Source organism: Neisseria sp. P0018.S001 (assembly GCF_051957355.1).
In the GTDB taxonomy this organism is placed as follows: domain Bacteria; phylum Pseudomonadota; class Gammaproteobacteria; order Burkholderiales; family Neisseriaceae; genus Neisseria; species Neisseria subflava_A.
In genome coordinates this window covers 1-19,664 of record NZ_JBQCWN010000005.1, presented here as the reverse complement: position 1 = coordinate 19,664, position 19,664 = coordinate 1, and the positions used below count along the sequence as shown (strand labels likewise).

General features: G+C 51.3%; 12 protein-coding genes and 4 pseudogenes. 3 read left to right on the top strand and 13 right to left on the bottom strand.

The genetic code is table 11. The annotated features are described in order from the left end of the window. Positions 1–97: 97 nt before the first annotated feature. From ACTHTJ_RS04635 to galE, 10 genes and pseudogenes are all read right to left on the bottom strand, one after another. Complete coding sequence (locus tag ACTHTJ_RS04635; RefSeq protein WP_070584365.1) at positions 98–1,093, bottom strand: S49 family peptidase; 996 nt, start codon at positions 1,091–1,093, stop codon at positions 98–100. Between the two features lie 54 nt (positions 1,094–1,147). Then, a complete protein-coding gene (locus tag ACTHTJ_RS04630; protein ID WP_070584363.1) occupies positions 1,148–2,170 on the bottom strand; it encodes a lysozyme inhibitor LprI family protein in 1,023 nt (340 codons plus the stop codon). 105 nt (positions 2,171–2,275) lie between these two features. Further along, the gene (gene gltS, locus ACTHTJ_RS04625; protein ID WP_070461095.1) at positions 2,276–3,490 is read right to left on the bottom strand and encodes a sodium/glutamate symporter; all 1,215 of its coding nucleotides are present in this window, start codon (positions 3,488–3,490) and stop codon (positions 2,276–2,278) included. A 217-nt stretch (positions 3,491–3,707) separates the two neighbouring features. Next, positions 3,708–5,114, bottom strand: coding sequence for an SEL1-like repeat protein (locus tag ACTHTJ_RS04620; RefSeq protein ID WP_070584361.1), 1,407 nt, complete (start codon positions 5,112–5,114; stop codon positions 3,708–3,710). A 368-nt stretch (positions 5,115–5,482) separates the two neighbouring features. After that, positions 5,483–6,742: pseudogene (locus ACTHTJ_RS04615) on the bottom strand (capsule biosynthesis protein). 137 nt (positions 6,743–6,879) lie between these two features. Further along, positions 6,880–8,994 (bottom strand): annotated as a pseudogene (locus tag ACTHTJ_RS04610) (capsular polysaccharide biosynthesis protein). Positions 8,995–9,017: 23 nt separating this feature from the next. After that, on the bottom strand, positions 9,018–9,557 hold the full coding sequence (gene rfbC / locus ACTHTJ_RS04605; RefSeq protein WP_039861926.1) for a dTDP-4-dehydrorhamnose 3,5-epimerase: 540 nt from the start codon (positions 9,555–9,557) through the stop codon (positions 9,018–9,020). 53 nt (positions 9,558–9,610) lie between these two features. After that, entirely contained in the window at positions 9,611–10,477 is an 867-nt protein-coding gene (rfbA, locus tag ACTHTJ_RS04600) for a glucose-1-phosphate thymidylyltransferase RfbA (protein WP_070584359.1), read from the bottom strand. A 74-nt stretch (positions 10,478–10,551) separates the two neighbouring features. Further along, on the bottom strand, positions 10,552–11,619 hold the full coding sequence (gene rffG, locus ACTHTJ_RS04595) for a dTDP-glucose 4,6-dehydratase (RefSeq protein ID WP_070584357.1): 1,068 nt from the start codon (positions 11,617–11,619) through the stop codon (positions 10,552–10,554). A 116-nt stretch (positions 11,620–11,735) separates the two neighbouring features. Beyond that, complete coding sequence (gene galE / locus ACTHTJ_RS04590; RefSeq protein WP_070584356.1) at positions 11,736–12,752, bottom strand: UDP-glucose 4-epimerase GalE; 1,017 nt, start codon at positions 12,750–12,752, stop codon at positions 11,736–11,738. A gap of 129 nt (positions 12,753–12,881) precedes the next feature. Between galE and ACTHTJ_RS04585 the strand changes: the two genes are divergently transcribed. Both ACTHTJ_RS04585 and ACTHTJ_RS04580 read left to right on the top strand, forming a co-directional pair. Beyond that, complete coding sequence (locus ACTHTJ_RS04585; RefSeq protein WP_440360794.1) at positions 12,882–15,155, top strand: Tex family protein; 2,274 nt, start codon at positions 12,882–12,884, stop codon at positions 15,153–15,155. Positions 15,156–15,354: 199 nt separating this feature from the next. Continuing rightward, a complete protein-coding gene (locus ACTHTJ_RS04580) occupies positions 15,355–15,696 on the top strand; it encodes a hypothetical protein (RefSeq protein WP_003683849.1) in 342 nt (113 codons plus the stop codon). Between the two features lie 57 nt (positions 15,697–15,753). Here the strand turns inward: ACTHTJ_RS04580 and ACTHTJ_RS04575 are convergent. The 3 genes and pseudogenes from ACTHTJ_RS04575 to ACTHTJ_RS04565 all read right to left on the bottom strand — a co-directional run. Beyond that, a pseudogene (locus ACTHTJ_RS04575) lies at positions 15,754–16,023 on the bottom strand (LysR substrate-binding domain-containing protein); the annotation flags it as partial. Further along, positions 16,017–16,541 (bottom strand): annotated as a pseudogene (locus tag ACTHTJ_RS04570) (transposase); the annotation flags it as partial. The pseudogenes ACTHTJ_RS04570 and ACTHTJ_RS04575, both read right to left, overlap by 7 nt. A 223-nt stretch (positions 16,542–16,764) precedes the next feature. After that, entirely contained in the window at positions 16,765–18,867 is a 2,103-nt protein-coding gene (locus tag ACTHTJ_RS04565; protein ID WP_440360793.1) for a YadA-like family protein, read from the bottom strand. Positions 18,868–19,176: 309 nt separating this feature from the next. On the opposite strand from ACTHTJ_RS04565, the gene ACTHTJ_RS04560 reads away from it, so the two are divergent. After that, positions 19,177–19,664, top strand: a 488-nt coding sequence (locus ACTHTJ_RS04560) for a transposase (protein ID WP_440360792.1), incomplete at its 3' end; no start/stop codon positions are given.

Sequence of the window (19,664 nt, the reverse complement as noted above, 5' to 3'; positions counted from 1 at the left end):
TTGGACAATAATCAGCGTTTTATTTTAAAAATCATATAAAAAAGGCCGTCTGAAACCCCGATGTTTAGGGTTTAAGACGGCCTTTTGGTTTTTTGGTTTACCAAATTTCAGACAAAGTTTCTTTGACTTTGGCCTTCACTTCCGCACCAAAGCGGCGGCTGAGCATTTTGCTGAAATCGTCTTGCGGCGTGTAGTTGACCAGCTCGGGGGCTTTGACGACATCGCGGGCAACGCTGTAAATGCTGCCGAAGTCGTCAATCAGGCCGACCTGTTTGGCTTCTTTGCCGGTATAGATGCGGCCGCTGAAAACGTCGGGATACTGTTTGTCTTTCAACCTTGCGCCACGGCCGAGTTTGACGGCTTTGATAAATTCTTGGTGGATATCTCCCAACATGGTTTCCCAAATTTGGGTTTGCGCCGGTGTTTCAGGCGTGAAAGGGTCGCCCATGCCTTTGTTGCTGCCGGCGGTTTTCAGACGGCGTTTGACACCGGCTTTGTCCATCAGGCCGGTAAAGTCGAAACCGCCGCCGATCACACCGATGCTGCCGACAATGCTGGAAGGGTCGGCGTAAATTTTGTCGGCTGCGGCAGCAATGTAGTAGCAGCCGGAAGCGCACATGTCTTCGGCAACGAGGTAAACAGGGATGTCTTTGTGTTCGGCTTTGAGGCGGCGGACTTCGTTAAAGGCCGTGTTGGACACGACAGGCGAACCGCCGGGGCTGTTGGCGCGGATGATGATGGCCTTGGCGTTGCCGTTTTCGTAGGCGGCTTCCATGCTGTCGCGCAGGATTTGGACTTGGTCGTCGATGTCGTTGCCGATTTCGCCGGTCAGGTCGATAACGGCGGTGTGTTCGCTGCGGGCATGGATGCTCGTGGTTTTTCCATCTTCTTCTGCGAGGCCGAAGATCAGGCTGAGGAAGATGAGGACGGCGACGCCGCGCCAGATATTGCGCCAAATGCGGGCGCGGCGCTGTTCTTGGTAGGCGGCGAGGAGGACTTCGCGCAGGGTGTTGCGCTCCCAGTTGTCGACGGGTGTGGAGGCTGAAGAGGGTGTGTTTGGGGCATCGCCTTCACGGTGGATTCGGTATTGCATGATGTGATGTGCTTTCTTGTAGGCCGTCTGAATGTTCAGACGGCCTTATCGGTTTTAGTTGATGGAATAGCCGCGCAGGTATTGCGTACGTTCGCGGGTCATGCGGGTTTCACACTGCAGGCGCAGGTATTCTGCTTGTGCGGCGTTGTCTGCGGACGCGGCGGCTTGTTGGCAGTTGAGTTTTTTGCTTTGAATCCAGGCGCGTTGTTCGCCGAGGATTTGTTGCTTGACATCGCTGTCCATGCCGCCCCAGAGGTCGTTGATCTCGCCGTCTGCCTGACGGTTTTGCGCGCGCGCGTTGTCAAGTTCGCTTTGGCTGAGGCCGGGCGGCTCGTTGCGCGGAGTTTCACGGTCAGGGTGCAGGACTTCGTAGTCTGAATCGTCATCATCATCGGTTAAACCGACGGCTTGGCTGGCGGCGTTGTTTTCAAGTATGTCTTGCGGATCAACAGTCGGCGGCTCTTCTGTGTTTTGGTTTTGCAGCAGCTTGATGGCCTGCTCTTTTGATACAGGTTTGCCGTCTATCATGACGATGCTTTTCACGCCGTAGGGCAGCAGGGTGGCGGAAAGGGTTTGGGCTGTGGTGCTCAGGGTGTTGTCTTCGAGAACCAGTTTGCCGTCTTTGTCGGGGGTATAGAGCAGGGTGGTGCTGAACGTGTTGTTTTCAAAAGTCAGGTTGCTGCCCATCAGTTTTTGTTCGAGCATGTCGGACAACGGGGTGTTGCCGTAAATCAGCGGGCTGTTGTCTATGGCCGTTTTGAGGATGGTGTCGGGAATGCGGATTTTGAGGTTGGCGCGGCAGATGGCTTTGCCGTTGTCTTCGGTTTCTTTGGGGTCTTCAAGCAGGGTTTCTAATTCGAGGCCGGCGGCGATGATTTTGTCGGCATCGACGAATTGGCGGCTGTCATTGCGGGCAAAGGAGCGCGCTTGTTGTTTGAGGGTGTCTTCGATGGTGGTACGGATGTTTTGCAGTGTGGCCGGTTGGGCGCAATCAAGCGCGACTTTCGGCTCTTCTTTGTTGCATGCGGCAAGAAGAATCGTGCTTAAAATCAATACGGAAGCGGTTTTTTTGTACATGGGTACTCCTGAAGATGACGGCCTTTCAGACGGCCTGACGTGCCTATCATAACAAAAGCACTTGCAGCAAGTAAATGCGGCAAGTGCTTTTCTATGTCAGACGTATCAGCCTTTGATGACGCTGACAAAGCCGGAGAGGATGGCGGCGTTGAGCAAGTCAACGAAGAACGCACCGACCATAGGTACAATCAGGAAGGCTTTGTGCGACGGGCCGAAGGTTTGGGTCAGGGACTGCATGTTGGCAACGGCGGTCGGGGTGGCACCCAAACCGAAGCCGCAGTGGCCTGCCGCCAATACGGCAGAGTCGTAATCGCGACCCATGAAGACGTAGGTAACGAAAGTGGCGTACAGAATCATCACAACGGTTTGTACGGCCAAGATGATGGTCACAGGGCCTGCCAGACCGGTCAACTCCCACAGTTTCAGATTCAGAAGAGCCATGGCAAGGAAGAGTGACAGGGAAGCGTTACCGAATACGTCGATGGCGCGGTCAAACATATTGACTTTGAAGGCTGCGGTCAGGACATTGCGGATGACCACACCTGCAAACAGACACCATACGAATTTAGGCAAGTCGAAGAAGGCTTTGTCGTAGCCATCCACGATTTCGGCAAATGCCAAACAGCCGGCAAACATAGCCAGGGTTTCGACAGCAGACTCGGCAGTAATCAGGCGGGTGCGCTGTGCTTGTTCGAAGATGTCGTCGGCAGCATCGTTGTCGTCGGATTTGGCAGTTTTGACGACAGGTTTACGGCCCAATTTGTTGATCAGACGGCGTGCAACAGGACCACCGATCAAACCGCCGAATACCAGGCCGAATGTTGCAGAAGCCATACCCAAGCCGGTTGCACCGGTCAGGCCGAATTTGCTTTCAAAGTCAGGACCCCATGCACCGGCAGTACCGTGACCGCCGGTCAGGGTAATCGAACCGGTAATCAGGCCAATCAGCGGATCCAAGCCCAATGCGCTCGCCAAGCCGACACCTACGAAGTTTTGGACGATGATGAATGCACCCACCACGGCGGTAAAGATAACCAAAGGCAAACCGCCCGCTTTCAGACGGGAGAAGTCGGCGCTCAAACCGATGGATGTGAAGAAGATGAGCATGAACGCATCTTGCAGCGGTTTTTCAAATTTGAAGCTGACGCCGTAGGCTTCGTGCAGGGCGAACAGGACGATAGCGGCAATCAAACCGCCGGCGACCGGCTCGGGAATATTGAAGTCTCTTAAGAATTTGATTTTTTGAACCAGAAATTTACCAACCAGCAACACGAGCGTGGCGGCAATCAGTGTGTAATAACTGTTGAATTCCCATTCCATGTTGTTTCACCTCCTAGAAATGTTTTTCCGAGCATCCGTTTTTGTTCCGGATGTAGTGTGTTTCAACGCTTGGCGTTATCCGCCGAGTGTCATGGTATTAATGCGCGGACAAGGTGCTTTCAGAAAGAAATGAAAACAATGACGTGTCCGTGAAAAATAACTGGCAAATATTAGGGGAATAGTTAAAGATTGTCAAAAAATGCGAGTGTAAATCTTTTCAGACGGCCTTTTGCCCGATGGTATGGTGCGCTTCGCGGCGCCATTGTTCTAATAGGGATGTTAAAGATTCGGCCGAAGTGTGGCCGTTGCTGATGGCGGCCTGCAGCCAGTAGCAGGCGGTCGGAACATGACAGCCGACACCTTGCCCGTGATAGTAAAAACAGGCGAGGTGGTATTGGGCGGAAGGGTGGTTTTGTTCGGCAGCGATGGCGTACCAGTGTGCGGCCGCCCGAGGGTCTTGCGTCGTACCGAGGCCGTAATGGTAGATGCGGCCTAAGGCTGCCGCCGCGTTTTTATGGTGGAACTCGGCAGCTTCCATGTAATTTTTGCGCGCAGCATTGTAGTTGGCGGGACGGCCGATGGCGTGGGCTTGTGCTTCCGCCAAACGGTATGTGGTCTCGGTTTGTTGCTGTTGCAGGGCGGCAGTTTTGATTTGATCGTATTGTTGCGGATGGTACAGTGCGGCGTCGCTGATGAGTTTTTGTGCCGCGGCGGCGGAACCTAGCGCGGCGGCCCGGTGGTAGTAATCATGCGCGATATGGTTGTCGGCTTTGATGCCGAGGCCGTAGCGGTAGAGGTCGCCCATGATTTTTAGGGCTTCAGGATAGTCTTTCTCGGCGGCAGCTTTGGCATAGCGCGCCGCTTGGAACGGGTCGCGTTCGGAAAGTTCGCCGGTCAGGGCGTATTGGGCCAGCTTGGCCTGTGCTTCCGCTTGCTCCTTCTCGGCAGCACGACGATACCATTCTAAGGCTTCAGGTTTGTGTTGGGCGGCAAGAAGGTCGGCCAGCAGGGTTTGTGCGGCAGTGTGGCCGGCTTGCGCGGCTTGTTCGAGGTATTGTTCGGCTTGTGCGTGGTTTGGGTTGATACCTGTGCCGTAGAAGTAGATTTGACCGAGTTGCCAGCAGGCGGCAGTCACGCCGAGCGTGGCTGCTTTTTCGTATTGTTCGATGGCTGTCGCAACGTCGCCTTGGCGTTGATGATGGCGTGCCAGATGGTAATAAGCAGGCGCGGCATATCGGGCGGCGGCAAGCTCCGCCCAGTAAAGGGATTGTGGATCGTTGCGTTGCGCGTGGTAACGCATGAGGATTAATTGGGCTTCGAGGTGACCTTGCTCACCCAGCCAGGCGTAGTCGTTGAGAAGCTGTCCGGTCGGAGTGCCGTTGTGTTCGCGTTGTTGCAGCAGGGTAAAGAGTGTCTTAGGATGGCGTTGAGCCGCGGCGGCTTCCAACCATGGAAGTGCCTGCTCCGGATGACCGTTTTGCAGCAGATGGTCGCCCAATACAAAAGCGGCTTCCGTATATCCCTTCTCTGCGGCCTGTTGCAGCAGGGGCAGGGCTTGGGCGGTATTGGATTGTTCCAAAAGGGCGGCGGCTTGCCGGTAGAGGATATCAGGAGCGGCGGTCATGGTTTGCGGGCGGATATAAAGTGGAAGACGGATGCTGCGGCATATGGGCGGCAATACCCGCTGAGGGCTTTGTAAAAATATAGCTCGCCATAGTTTTGTAAAGTGTATTGCCTTGCTGGCTTATCTTTAGGATGTTTGGCTTGTTATATTGTTTTGCCTGGGAGTACATCCATATTTTGTGTGTTATTAAGGCCTCAGCTTGAGTTGGTATGCTTTTATGACATCTCAGTTATTATACTGTCTTTGTAATTTATTGTTAATGATAAATGCAGTTTTTATGTTTTATTTACATGGTAGTAGCTAAGATATTGTTTGCTTCAGGCCGTCTGAAATGTTTTTCAGACGGCCTGAACTTTTCCTTCACTAAGTCAGGTTGTCGGTGTGGAAGAGTCGGAAGTGTTTTTGTGAGGAAAAAAGACCTTACTGTAGAAGTTACCGTTAATTTGGGTCACGTTGAGGTGGTACATTCGGTAGGCATGGAACAGCTCTTTATCAGGCGGTGTCGGATGATTCCAAAATTCTGCCAAGGTATTTTGGTCAGTAATGCCGGGAATATCATAATAGGCACGGCCGAGCACTTTGACAGGCATATTGTGAATCAGGCCGGACAGGCCGCTGGTGCTGTTGATGGTGACCATGCCGAGGCCATGGCGCAGGAAAGCGGGCAGGGGAACATCATGGACGTAAGTCACGCGGCCTTTGAGTTCGGGGTGTTCTTTGATAAAGCGTTTAATGTCGCGCCAGTAGTCGATAAAGCCGCGGTCCATCGGATGATGCTTGATGATGATGTTGGTATCGGCAGGCGCGTGTTCGGCAAATGAACTCAAAACATGGAGCAGGAAGTTGCGGACGCTGGGAAAGTCGCAATGGATACGGACTTGGCTGTCGTTGAATACCTGCAGGGGAACAATAAAAAACTTGCCGTATTTGCCTGCTTCCACACGTTTGGCGATTTGGATGTCTTCAATATAGTAGTTCAAACGCTTGAGGATGGAGAGCGACCACAGTTTGAGGTAATGGCCGGCATTGGGCGCGCGGTGGTGGATGTAGTCGGGGTATTTGCGTGGATTGCGGAACAATTCGATATAGTAACGGATGGCGTTTTTTGCCATGGGCGTAAACCCGCCGCGTACCGGCGTTGGCGCTTCATATTCTTGCTGGGCAAGCTTAGGGAATTGTTCAAGAAAAAAGTCGGCACGGCGCGGTAACGGAGAAAATGCGTTGACGCCGTCTTTTTCTAATGTGATGTAGTAGGGGCGGAAATAGCCTTCTTCAAACGCCCAGAAACTGGCTTGGTTTTCGGTTGCAATGCGTTTTGCAATGACGTGATAAGGGCGTGTGTCGCCAAAGCAGACAACGGCCTGGATGTGATGTTGAACGATGTATTCTTGCAAAAATTAAGGAAAGGCATCGTAGTCGTCGTTAAAAACAACGGTATAAGCTTGAGTGGGCGGATAAAAATAGTCGTCGCCTGCATTAAAGTTGAATTTATGTACGGTTTTGCCGTTTGCAGTCAGCCAGTCGGCAAGACGCAGAAAAAAATTGCCGACAGGACCTTGAAGTAGCAGGATATTTTCTGCGCTTTCAAGCAGGTTTTGCAGGTTGTTTTGGAGGACGGTCTGTTTCATGTCGCAATGTGGTTTTGTTTTTTTATGTAATAGTTTTAGGTTGAACTTTCAAGCATACGCCAAGAGAATTAACGATGCAAAGGCAATAATGACTCAATAGAGGCAAGTTTATGACGTATCGTTAAATTAGATGGTATTTATTTAAAAGATCGATATAGTTGTTTGATTTTACCTAATTTTTTGGCAAAGTACCCGCGATGTAATCCGTTGTTGTTTTTTTGCATATTTTTTTATCGTATCAGGATTTGGGCAGCGGTTTCCGCATTGATGGCCTGATGGGTTTCGGGGTGGATATAGTCGGGATAGTGGATGAGCGTGCCGGCAATCAGCTGCCAAAGCTCAAGCCTGCGGCTGCGGCGCGGAATAGGGAGCAGATCTTGGGTAAGCCCCCAGCCTGTATAGAAAGGAAGGCCGTAGCAGCTGACTTTCTTGCCACGCAACAAGGCTTCAAAACCGGTCAGCGAAGTCATGGTATGTATTTCGTCTGCGTATTGGAGACAGGTCAGGATGTCGGTTTGCTCGGCGGTTTGGTCGGCATATCGTGCAGCATCTTCAGGGGAAATATGGCCGATGCGGTTACCGCTGACTACATCGGGATGCGGTTTATAGATGATATAGGCATCGGGATTGCGTTCGCGTACGGTACGGAGCAGATCCAGATTGCGATAGATTTGGGGCGAACCGTAGCGGATAGACGCGTCATCCTCAACCTGGCCGGGAACGAGAATCACGGTTTTGTTGGTTGATGGGGCGGTAAAGTCTGAGTTGCCGACGTTGTATTTGCTGATGTGGTTTTCGGTCAGCATTTTTTGCAGCTTCAAGGCCGTCTGAAAGTCTCGATCGTCGAAGTTTTGGTTTTGCAGGATGTGTTCAAGACGGGACGGGGTTTCGGCATTGAAATAAATGCCCATATTGTCGGTAACAAGCGACAGCGGCGGCACTAAATTAGAACCGAGTCCGACCGAGCGTATAAAGCCGTCTTCCATGCGCAGCAGGGGGATATGGTGTTGTTCGGCAAAACGGACGATGGCCTCTTTGCCATTGCCCCAAGCAAGGATGTGTGCATCGTCGGACAGTTTGACCCCTGCTAGTTTTTGGGTGGAGGAGATAAATTTCAGACGGCATGAGGGTACGTTAAAGAACGGTTTGGCAACCGCGCGTTTCCACAAAGACATGCCGACGCAATACAACTCGCCACGCAATTTGTCGTTTTTGCGTTTGACCGTCGTCAGATAGTCGATGACATCAAAGAGGCTGCCTGCTTCACCGGTATTGGGGTTGAGGTAGCGGCTGTATTGCAGATAGGTCGCGGCGAAGAGTTGTAGCAAGTTGCGGGGGGCGCGGCGTTGGGTTTGAACAAGGCGGTTGATTTCAGGATGGCGGTCGTCACTCACGCCCCATCCGGCATACCACGGCAGGCCGAAGGTGGTCAGCGGTTTGCCGCACAAAAGCGCCTCAAAACCCATTTGTGAGGTAACGCAATAAACTTTATCGACGTTTTGCAACAAAGAAATCGGATTGATGTCCTCTGCCAAAAGATGGACGCGGTGTTGCTGCGCCAGCTGGGTCAGATAGCCTTGTTTTTTGCCGCACAAAACATCGGGATGGGTTTTGACCCAGATATCGGCTTGCGGGTTTTCATTCAAGGCCGTCTGAAACATCAGTTCAAACGTAGAGGCATCTGCGCCGCCATATTGGATGGCCATATCGCCGAAGGTTTGATCAATGATGAGGACGGTTTCGGGTTTGGATGGGGAACGCAAAGGATGATCGTCTGAAAGTTCGGGCGCGTGGTTGTATTTGGACAGGTGGTGTTGCAGGATGGAATCCATCGCCTGTCGCGCCTGAGCCAAGGTTTTAGACGGCATGGTATCGGCGGCGAGAATCAGTTGTTCCAAACGCGAAGGACGCGTGGTGTCGTAGTAGATGCCGATGTCGTCATAGACGATGGAGTAGGGCGGATAACCGGTGACACCTAGTCCGAGCGATCGCAAAAAGCCGTCTTCCAAAGCAATAAAGGGAAGCTGGTGTTCGGCGGCAAAAGCACGCGCTTTGTGTGTCGTCGGGCGCAAACCCCAGCCAACAACAGCCTCTGCTCCTTTTCCATCTTTGCAGATATGAAATTCAGGCAATAGGGTGGAGAGATGGGGGATTTTGCGAATGCCACGAGAGGGAATGTAGGCGTTTTTCACAATGCGTTTTCGTCGATTATTGTTATTAATGGATTGTAGGCCGTCTGAAAAGAGGAACATTCTTTCAGACGGCCTGAATAGTCTTAAAACGTGACTGCTTCGGTCAATACTTTGCCTGCCAAGTCTTTAGGCGACAGGTTTGGCTCGCCTTGCAGCGGCCAGTCGATGCCGACGGTCGGATCATTCCAAATCAGCGAGTGTTCGGCTTTTGGGTTGTAATAGTCTGTGCATTTATAGACGAACTCGGCTTCATCGCTCAGTACATAGAAGCCGTGAGCGAAACCTTCGGGTACCCACAGTTGGCGTTTGTTTTCTGCGGACAGAATCTCGCCTACCCATTTGCCGAAAGTGGGGGAGTCTTTACGCATATCGACAGCCACGTCGAATACTTCGCCGACAACCACGCGCACGAGTTTGCCTTGTGTGTTTTCAGTTTGATAGTGCAGGCCGCGCAATACGCCTTTGCTGGATTTGGAGTGGTTTTCCTGCACAAAGGTGCGGTCGCAGACTTGGGTCTTGAACCACTCGTCGCGGAAGGTTTCCATAAAAAAGCCGCGCGCGTCGCCGAAGACTTGCGGCTCAAGCAGTTTTACGTCGGGAATGGCGGTATCAATGATGTTCATCGTTTTATCTTTCATCTAAAGGCCGTCTGAAAAGTTTCAGACGGCCTCAAATATTATTTTTTCAACAGGCGCAGCAAATATTGGCCGTATTGGTTTTTCGACATCGGGCGTGCCAGCTCTTCCAGTTTTTCATCGGAAAGCCAACCGTTGCGCCAAGCAATTTCTTCCAGGCAGGCGATTTGCAGGTCTTGGATGTTTTGTACGGTTTGGACGAATGAAGCAGCTTCGTGCAGGCTCTCGTGAGTGCCGGTGTCCAGCCATGCAAAACCGCGTCCCAAAAGTTGCACCGACAATGAACCGTCTTCCAAATACATTTGGTTGAGGTCGGAAATTTCCAATTCGCCGCGGGCAGACGGTTTGATTTGTTTGGCGAACTCGACGACGCGTTGGTCGTAGAAGTACAAGCCGGTTACCGCCCAATCGGATTTGGGCTGTTGCGGTTTCTCTTCGATAGACAGGGCGTTGAAGTTTTCGTCAAATTCAACCACGCCGAAACGCTCGGGATCTTTGACCTGATAACCGAATACGGTTGCGCCGTGGGTCTTGGCGGCGGCCTGTTTCAATGTTTGCGTAAATGATTGGCCGTAGAAAATATTGTCGCCCAAAACCAAGCAAACATTGTCGTTGCCGATAAATTCTTCACCGATGATAAATGCCTGTGCCAAACCGTCCGGACTGGGTTGAACGGCATAGCTGATGGAAATGCCGAAATCGCCGCCGTCGCCAAGCAGGCGCTTGAAAGAGGCGTTGTCTTCGGGCGTGGTAATCACCAAAATATCGCGGATTCCTGCCAGCATCAGTACGGACAGCGGATAGTAAATCATGGGCTTGTCGTACACGGGCAGCAGTTGTTTGGATACTCCGCGTGTGATGGGGTAGAGGCGTGTGCCGCTGCCACCTGCAAGGATAATGCCTTTCATGGGTTTTCTCCTGAGTAGTGTGTGTTTGCGTGATTCTCAGACGGCCTAATAGTGGGAACAGGCCGTCTGAAAACTTATTTTCCGGTGCCTAAACGCTCTAAACGATAGCTGCCGTTCAATACGTTTTGCCACCAGGTTTTGTTGTCCAAATACCATTGCACTGTTTTGCGGATGCCGGATTCGAATGTTTCCTGAGGTTTCCAGCCCAGCTCCCTGCCGATTTTGGCAGCGTCGATGGCGTAGCGCACGTCATGGCCGGGGCGGTCTTGTACGAAAGTAATCAAATCTTCATAACGCGCCACGCCGGCCGGTTTTTCAGGAACAAGCTCTTCCAGCAGGGTGCAGATGGTTTTGACGACTTCAATATTGGCTTTTTCATTGTGGCCGCCGATATTGTAGGTCTCGCCGACAACACCTTCGGTAACAACCTGATACAGCGCGCGCGCGTGGTCTTCGACAAACAGCCAGTCGCGGATTTGCATACCGTCGCCGTAAACGGGCAGCGGTTTGCCGTCAAGCGCGTTCAGAATCATCAGCGGAATGAGTTTTTCCGGGAAATGGTAAGGGCCGTAGTTGTTGGAGCAGTTGGTTACAATGGTCGGCAAACCGTAAGTACGCAACCATGCGCGGACGAGGTGGTCGCTGGACGCTTTAGAGGCAGAGTAGGGGCTGGACGGCGCGTATGGCGTGGTTTCGGTGAACAAATCGTCCGTACCGTGCAAATCGCCATAGACTTCATCGGTAGAAATATGGTGGAAACGGAAGGCTTCGCGTTTTTCAGACGGCATTTGTTGCCAGTAGGCGCGGGCTGCTTCAAGCAGATTGAATGTACCGACGATATTGGTTTGGATAAACTCGCCTGCCGAATCGATAGAGCGGTCGACATGGCTTTCCGCAGCCAAGTGCATCACGGCATCAGGCTGGTGTTGTGCGAATACGCGGTCGAGTTCGGCGCGGTCGCAAATATCCACTTGCTCAAAAGCATAGCGAGGATTGCCTGCTACCTCGGTCAAAGATTCCAAATTGCCGGCATAAGTCAGCTTATCGACATTGACGACAGAGTCTTGGGTGTTTTGGATAATATGACGGACAACGGCAGAACCGATAAAGCCCGCACCGCCGGTAACAAGGATTTTTTTCATAAGTTTCAGAGGATAGTCAAAATAATATAAACGGATTATAGCAGACAGAAAGTGTGTTTTTCAGATAAAGAGGCCGTCTGAAAACATCTCTTTCAGACGGCCTGTATCAGGTCAACTTAATCTTCGTAGCCATTTGGGTTGTTGCTGACCCAACGCCATGAGTCTTCCATCATCTGCGCCAAATCACGCTTAGTTTCCCAACCGGTCTGCGCTTTGGTGTAGGCGGGATCGGCGTAGAAACAGGCCAAATCGCCATCGCGACGCGGTTTGATTTGGAACGGAATGGTCAAACCGGAGGCTGCTTCAAAGGCACGGATGATTTCCAATACCGAATAAGCACGTCCCGAACCTAAATTAAACAGGTGTACGCCTGAAACATCGCTTTTCGCCTGCATCGCCGCTACATGGCCTTCCGCCAAATCCATCACATGGATATAGTCGCGCATACCCGTACCGTCGGGAGTAGGGTAGTCATCGCCGAAAACCGACAACTGCGGCAGCTTGCCTGAAGCCACTTGGCAGATATAAGGCAGCAGATTGTTTGGGATGCCGTTTGGCTGCTCGCCGATCAAACCACTTTCATGCGCACCGATAGGGTTGAAATAGCGCAACAAAATCACACTCCAACGCGGATCGGCCTTTTGGATATCCGTCAAAATGCGCTCCACCATAGACTTAGACGTACCGTAAGGGCTGGTCGTATCCCCCGGTTGCATATCTTCCGTATAAGGCACTTTACCCGGATCACCGTAAACCGTAGCAGATGAGCTGAACACAATCTTAAATACGCCGGCACGCGCCATTTCTTCAGCCAAAACCAAACTGCCCGACACATTGTTGTCGTAGTATTTCATTGGTTCGGCCACGCTTTCACCGACTGCCTTCAAGCCGGCAAAATGGATGACGGCATCAATATCGTGTTCCGCAAAGATTTGACGCAACACTTCACGATCACGGATATCCCCTTGGTAAAAAGGCGCAGACTTGCCGGTAATCTTTTCCAAGCGCGGGAGGATGTTGGCAGACGAATTGCACAAATTGTCCAAAATCACGGCATTAAAGCCTGATTTCAGCAGGGAAACAACGGTATGAGAACCGATAAAACCGGTACCGCCGGTGATAAGAATAGTCATTGGTTTTCCTTATACAGCATATGTTATCTTGTTTTGAATGAAGTGTATCAGTATTATCCTTTGTCTTCCCAAAAATTATCTTACGTTGTGCTGTCCTATCAATCGTTCAGATGGAATATGAAGGAATATATGAACATTACCCAAATCCTCTCTCAAGAACTCTCTGCCACCACTGCGCAAATTAATGCCGCTATTGAGCTTTTAGATGACGGTGCGACCGTCCCCTTTATCGCCCGTTACCGCAAGGAAGCCACGGGTGGGCTGGACGATACGCAGCTGCGCCAGCTTGCCGAGCGGCTGCAATATCTGCGCGAGTTGGAAGATCGCAAAGCCGTTGTGTTAAAAAGCATTGAAGAGCAAGGTAAGCTTTCAGACGACCTCAAAGCGCAAATCGAAGCCGCCGACAACAAAACCGCGCTGGAAGACCTGTATCTACCCTACAAACCCAAACGCCGAACCAAAGCGCAAATCGCGCGCGAACACGGTTTGCAGCCGCTGGCGGACGTGTTGCTTGCCGAGCAGCCGCAGGATGTTGAAGCCGCCGCGCAAGGCTACCTGAACGAAAATGTTCCCAATACTAAAGCTGCACTGGACGGCGCACGCGCGATCCTGATGGAGCAGTTTGCCGAAGACGCGGAACTCATCGGCACGCTGCGCGACAAGCTGTGGAACGAAGCCGAAATTCATGCGCAAGTCGTTGAAGGCAAAGAAACCGAAGGCGAAAAATTCAGCGATTATTTCGACCATCGCGAACCTATTCGCACCATGCCCAGCCACCGTGCGCTGGCGGTATTGCGCGGCCGCAACGAAGGCGTGTTGAACATCGCGCTCAAATACCAGCCCGACGACACGCCGATTACGCAGCAAAGCGAATACGAGCAAATCATTACCCGCCGTTTCAAGGTTTCAGACGGCCACAAATGGCTGCGCGACACCGTACGCCTGACTTGGCGCGCGAAAATCTTTTTGTTGCTGGAACTCGAAGCCTTAGGTCGTCTGAAAGAAGCCGCCGACACCGACGCGATTACCGTGTTCGCCCGCAATCTCAAAGACTTGTTGCTCGCCGCGCCCGCCGGACGGCTGACCACTTTGGGTCTCGACCCGGGCTACCGCAACGGCGTGAAATGCGCCGTAGTGGACGACACGGGCAAGCTGCTGGATACCGTCATCGTCTATTTGCATCAAGAAAACAATATGTTGGCAACGCTGTCGCGCCTGATTAAGCAACACGGCGTGAAGCTCATCGCCATCGGTAACGGCACTGCCAGCCGCGAAACCGACAAAATCGCGGGCGAACTGGTGCGCGGAATGCCGGAAATGGGGCTGCACAAAATCGTCGTTTCCGAAGCCGGCGCATCGATTTATTCCGCGTCCGAACTGGCGGCGCGCGAGTTCCCCGACTTGGACGTTTCCCTGCGCGGCGCGGTGTCCATTGCCCGCAGGCTGCAAGACCCGCTTGCCGAGTTGGTCAAAATCGACCCCAAATCCATCGGCGTGGGGCAATATCAGCACGACGTGAACCAAAGCCAGCTCGCCAAATCGCTGGACGCGGTGGTCGAAGACTGCGTGAACGCCGTCGGCGTGGACGTGAACACCGCTTCCGCCCCGCTCTTGGCGCGGATTTCCGGTTTAAATCAAACCCTTGCCCAAAACATCGTTGCTTACCGCGATGAAAACGGCGCGTTCGACAGCCGCAAAAAACTGCTGAAAGTACCGCGCTTGGGCGAAAAAACTTTCGAGCAGGCAGCAGGCTTTTTGCGGATTAACGGCGGCAAAGAGCCGCTCGATGCGAGCGCCGTCCACCCCGAAGCCTATACCGTCGTCGCCAAAATGCTGGCGCAACAAGGCATTACTGCCGCCGAACTCATCGGCAACCGCGAGCGCGTGAAGCAAATCAAAGCGTCCGACTTCACCGACGAACGCTTCGGCCTGCCGACCATTCTGGACATCCTGTCTGAGCTGGAAAAACCCGACCGCGACCCGCGCGGCGAATTTCAGACGGCCTCCTTCGCCGAAGGCATCCACGAAATCAGCGACTTGCAAGTCGGCATGATACTCGAAGGCGTGGTTTCCAACGTCGCCAACTTCGGCGCATTCGTGGACATCGGCGTCCATCAGGACGGCTTGGTGCACATCTCCGCCCTGTCCAATAAATTTGTCCAAGACCCGCGCGAAGTGGTGAAAGCCGGCGACGTGGTGAAAGTGAAAGTGCTGGAAGTCGATGCCGCCAGAAAACGCATCGCGCTCACCATGCGGCTGGATGACGAACCAGGCGGTGCAGCCAAAGGCAATAGGCCGTCTGAAACCCGACATCAAGAACGCCGCGACCGCAAACCCCAACGTAACGAGCGTGCCCCAACCAATTTGGCAATGGCGGATGCGTTTGCGAAGTTGAAGCGGTAAGGTAGAAATTAATTGAAGGTCGTTTGAGAAGTGATGTTCAGACGGCCTTTATCGTATGGGACGGATTAGATAATTGGTGGAATGGATATAGTGCTGCGTCTATTGAATCTTACTGATACATTTTGTAGTAGGCACATGCAAACAAGCGTATAGTTCCAAATATTACAAACCCATCATTACAACCTTAGGAGTTCAAACCATGAAACCTGTTTTGTTTGCCGCGCTGATTTCCTGTTTCTCTGTTGCTGCGTATGCGGCCTGTACCGACAGCCAGCAGCAGTGCGTGATTTATAAAAACGGTAATGTTGCGACAGAAGGCGGCTGTACGGTCAGCAAGTGCCAAAGTGCCGATGCGCAAGTGTTGAAATGGAAGCTGAAAAACGGCAAAGGCGTAACCGTTGAAATCGGTAAAAACGGTAAGGTTTTGGTGAACAAGAAACCGGGTGCGAAAGCGAACAACAGCAATGCGTCAGGCATGGGTTTGACATGCTATGCCGCCGATGCGGACAAACGCGAACAGTTCTGTTCGACCAATTATTGATTGGATTGTTGCTTTGATTAAAGGCCGTCTGAAAAGTGTTTCAGACGGCCTTGATGTTTATCCTTCCGATATTTTTTTATTGAGAAAGTCGATAAAGCTGCGCACTTTCGCGCTGAGGAATGCCCTGTCGACATAAGTGGCATTCAGTTGGTCTGTCCAGATGGTGTAATCGGGCAGAAGTTGGATCAATGTGCCGTCCTTCAATTCCTGCTGAACTGCCCAAAGGGGCTGATAGCCTATGCCTGCACCTGCTTTAATCAGCTCGCGGATCATCAGTGTATTGTCGCTGCGGATAACCGGGGAGAGGTGGAGAATGGCTTTTTCTCCGGTGTGGTTTGTCCGCTGACTTGTCCTTCCTCATCAACTTCTATGGCCTGACGCTGTTTGCTGCCGGCGGTCTGAATAATGGTGGCGTCAATGACGGCGGCGGATGCTTTCTTTACTTTTAAGCCTTTTTCGGTCAGTTGGCGGTTGATCAGTTCCAGCAATTCGGACAGGGTGTCGTCTTACGCCAGCCAATTGCGGTAGCGGCATAAGGTGCTGTAATCGGGGATGCTCAACTCGTCGAAACGGCAAAACAGGTTGAAGTCGATGCGGGTGATGAGGCTGTGTTCGAGTTCGGGATCGGAGAGGCTGTGCCATTGTCCGAGCAGGACGGCTTTGAACATGGACAACAGGGGATAGGCGGGACGGCCGCGGTGGTCTCGGAGGTAACGGGTTCTTTGACGATTCAGGTATTGTTCGATCGGTTGCCAATCAATCACCTGATCCAACTTCAATAGTGGGAAACGGTCGATGTGTTTGGCAATCATGGCTTGGGCAGTTTGCTGGAAGAAGGTGGTCATGGAAAATCCCCTAAATGTCTTGGTGAGAATTTAGGGGATTTTGGGGAATTTTGCAAAGGTCTCAGATAGTACGGCTATGCGAGGCAACGCCGTACTGGTTTAAAGTCAATCCACTATAAGTCTTTTATTCGAGATTCATGTCCAGTTGAGCAAACCCGCCAAACAAAACAAAAAACCCGCAGCATAGCTGCGGGTTTGATACCTATTTAACACTAAACCAGTATTACCATTCGTAGTTCACGCCTACGTTGTAAGATGCAGAGCCGCCTGAAGAGGTGCCGACTGCAAGACCGGCCTTGGCTGCAAAGTTTTCATTGAAGCGGTAGCCTGCACCGACTGCAACTGCGGTGTCAGATTTGAAACCACCCAAAGCAGCGGTAACGTTAAACTTACCAACGCTGTAAGGTTGGAACAGACCGCTGAGGGCTGCTTGTGCAGCAAGACCTTGGCGGGTCTCTTTGCGCAGATTAGCTACGTTTTTGTCCAAGTTGTCGATACGCGCTGAGTTTTTAGCAATACCGGCAGCGTGTTGGTTGCTTGCTGTTTGCAGGGTAGCAATATCGGCTTTGTTAGCGGCAACTTGTGTGGCATTAGCTTTAACTGCATCTTGAGCTTGAGCAGCAGCAGTTTGCGCCGCACTTGCTACATTATTGGCAGCATCAGCGGATGTTTTTGCAGCTTTGGCATGGCTTTCAGCAGTTTCAGCAGATTTTTGGGCAACTTCAACAGCACCTTTTACCACTTGAGCTGATTTTTGAGCTTCAACAGCTATTGTTCTTACGCTTTCTACAGCAGTCTTATCAGCTTTGGTCTCAATTGCTGCTTTATTGGCGTCGATGTCTTGACGGTTAGCTTCTAAAGCGTCAGCTGCTGCTTTACCGGCTAATGCGAGATCACCGATGTCTTTATCCAAGCTGGCGATCGCATTATTGAAGCCTTCGTTAGCTTCTTTTTGCTCTTCAAGTTTGGCAGTATTTTCAGCGATTGCTGCTTTATTGGCGTCGATGTCTTGACGGTTAGCTTCTAAAGCGTCAGCTGCTGCTTTACCGGCTAATGCGAGATCACCGATGTCTTTATCCAAGCTGGCGATCGCATTGTTGAAGCCTTCGTTAGCTTCTTTTTGCTCTTCAAGTTTGGCAGTATTTTCAGCGATTGCTGCTTTATTGGCGTCGATGTCTTGACGGTTAGCTTCTAAAGCGTCAGCTGCTGCTTTGCCGGCTAATGCGAGATCACCGATGTATTTTTTATTGGCATCAATATCTTTACGGTTGGCTTCCAAAGCCTCAGTTGCTTTCAGACCTGCTTGTGCCAAGTCAACGATGTCTTTATCGTGACGAGTGATAGCTGCGCTAGTCGCGTCGCTCAGGGCAGTTACTTCATCACCGATGTCGTTAACTTTTTTACCCATGTCGGCAGTGTATTTTGCCAATTCTTCGAAGTCAGCTTTATCGGCTTTAGTTTCGATTGCTGCTGTGTTGGCATCAATATCTTTACGGTTGGCTTCCAAAGCCTCAGTTGCTTTCAGACCTGCTTGTGCTAAGTCAACGATGTCTTTATCGTGACGAGTGATAGCTGCGCTAGTCGCGTCGCTCAGGGCAGTTACTTCATCACCGATGTCGTTAACTTTTTTACCCATGTCGGCAGTGTATTTTGCCAATTCTTCGAAGTCAGCTTTATCGGCTTTAGTTTCGATTGCTGCTGTGTTGGCATCAATATCTTTACGGTTGGCTTCCAAAGCCTCAGTTGCTTTCAGACCTGCTTGTGCCAAGTCAACGATGTCTTTATCCAAGCTGGCAATCGCATTATTGAAGCCTTCGTTAGCTTCTTTTTGCTCTTCCAATGCTGCTTTATTAGCATTTACATCTGCGCTGATGGCGTTAACAACTTCTGCAGTTTTTACCAATGCTTCGCTGTTGTCGTTGACGGTTTCAGTCAAGTCACCCAATGCCTCATCGTGTGCAGCTACAACTTCTTTCAAACCCAATCCGCCAAAGCCGTCAGCTTCAACATCTGCTTGTGTAGCTTCACGGACGGTTTTGCTGCCATCTTCATTAGTAGCGACGAAGTTGCTGCCGGCAGCAAAGCCATTAACTGCCTGCTCCAGCTCCATAGTTTTCAACAACAGGGCTGAGCTCTCCTTGTCAAAAGTGAATTTCCCAGTATCTTGATCGAATTTGGTGTTTTCACCAAAAACGGTCTGAAATGCCATAGCATTTTGTGCCTTTTCGGGAATTGAACCCAGATCTCTTTCAGCCGCGCCCGCTGCGCTGCTTACCACAGCTGCCGCAATAGCCAAACTCAATGCTTTAACGTTGAATTTTTTCATGTTTTTTACCTTTTTGTGGTGGGTGTAGGGACGTTATTCAAGCTTCTCTTTCCCCGTAAACTGAAAAAGGGACACCGCATGGTCTTAACGGTGATAGTCACTTGAAGAAAGTCGCACCCTCCATTGTAAAAAAATGAAATTTAAATGCAAGTATTCTGTATAGATTTTTCACATATCATGAAAATATGTTGTACATATACATCATTCGGATAAGATGCAAGGAGCACAAAAAATAACGCAAATAGAGACCTTTGCAAAATCCCCCCAAAAATCCCCTAAATTCCCACCAAGACATTTAGGGGATTTCTCATGAGCACCTTCTTTCAGCAAACCGCCCAAGCCATGATTGCCAAACACATCGACCGTTTTCCACTATTGAAGTTGGATCAGGTGATTGATTGGCAGCCGATCGAACAATACCTGAATCGTCAAAGAACCCGTTACCTCCGAGACCATCGCGGCCGTCCCGCCTATCCCCTGTTGTTCATGTTCAAAGCCGTCCTGCTCGGACAATGGCACAGCCTCTCCGATCCCGAACTCGAACACAGCCTCATCACCCGCATCGATTTCAATCTGTTTTGCCGTTTTGACGAACTGAGCATCCCCGATTACAGCACCTTATGCCGCTACCGCAACTGGCTGGCGCAAGACAACACCCTGTCCGAATTATTGGAACTGATTAACCGCCAACTGACCGAAAAAGGCCTAAAAGTAGAGAAAGCATCCGCCGCCGTCATTGACGCCACCATTATTCATACCGCCGGCAGCAAACAGCGCCAGGCCATAGAAGTCGATGA

Bases quoted from the DNA above. Each gene is read 5' to 3' on its own strand.
- ACTHTJ_RS04635 (WP_070584365.1), bottom strand. From the start codon at position 1,093: ATGCAATACCGAATCCACCGTGAAGGCGATGCCCCAAACACACCCTCT.
- ACTHTJ_RS04630 (WP_070584363.1), bottom strand. From the start codon at position 2,170: ATGTACAAAAAAACCGCTTCCGTATTGATTTTAAGCACGATTCTTCTT.
- gltS (WP_070461095.1), bottom strand. From the start codon at position 3,490: ATGGAATGGGAATTCAACAGTTATTACACACTGATTGCCGCCACGCTC.
- ACTHTJ_RS04620 (WP_070584361.1), bottom strand. From the start codon at position 5,114: ATGACCGCCGCTCCTGATATCCTCTACCGGCAAGCCGCCGCCCTTTTG.
- rfbC (WP_039861926.1), bottom strand. From the start codon at position 9,557: ATGAACATCATTGATACCGCCATTCCCGACGTAAAACTGCTTGAGCCG.
- rfbA (WP_070584359.1), bottom strand. From the start codon at position 10,477: ATGAAAGGCATTATCCTTGCAGGTGGCAGCGGCACACGCCTCTACCCC.
- rffG (WP_070584357.1), bottom strand. From the start codon at position 11,619: ATGAAAAAAATCCTTGTTACCGGCGGTGCGGGCTTTATCGGTTCTGCC.
- galE (WP_070584356.1), bottom strand. From the start codon at position 12,752: ATGACTATTCTTATCACCGGCGGTACCGGTTTTATCGGTTCTCATACC.
- ACTHTJ_RS04585 (WP_440360794.1), top strand. From the start codon at position 12,882: ATGAACATTACCCAAATCCTCTCTCAAGAACTCTCTGCCACCACTGCG.
- ACTHTJ_RS04580 (WP_003683849.1), top strand. From the start codon at position 15,355: ATGAAACCTGTTTTGTTTGCCGCGCTGATTTCCTGTTTCTCTGTTGCT.
- ACTHTJ_RS04565 (WP_440360793.1), bottom strand. From the start codon at position 18,867: ATGAAAAAATTCAACGTTAAAGCATTGAGTTTGGCTATTGCGGCAGCT.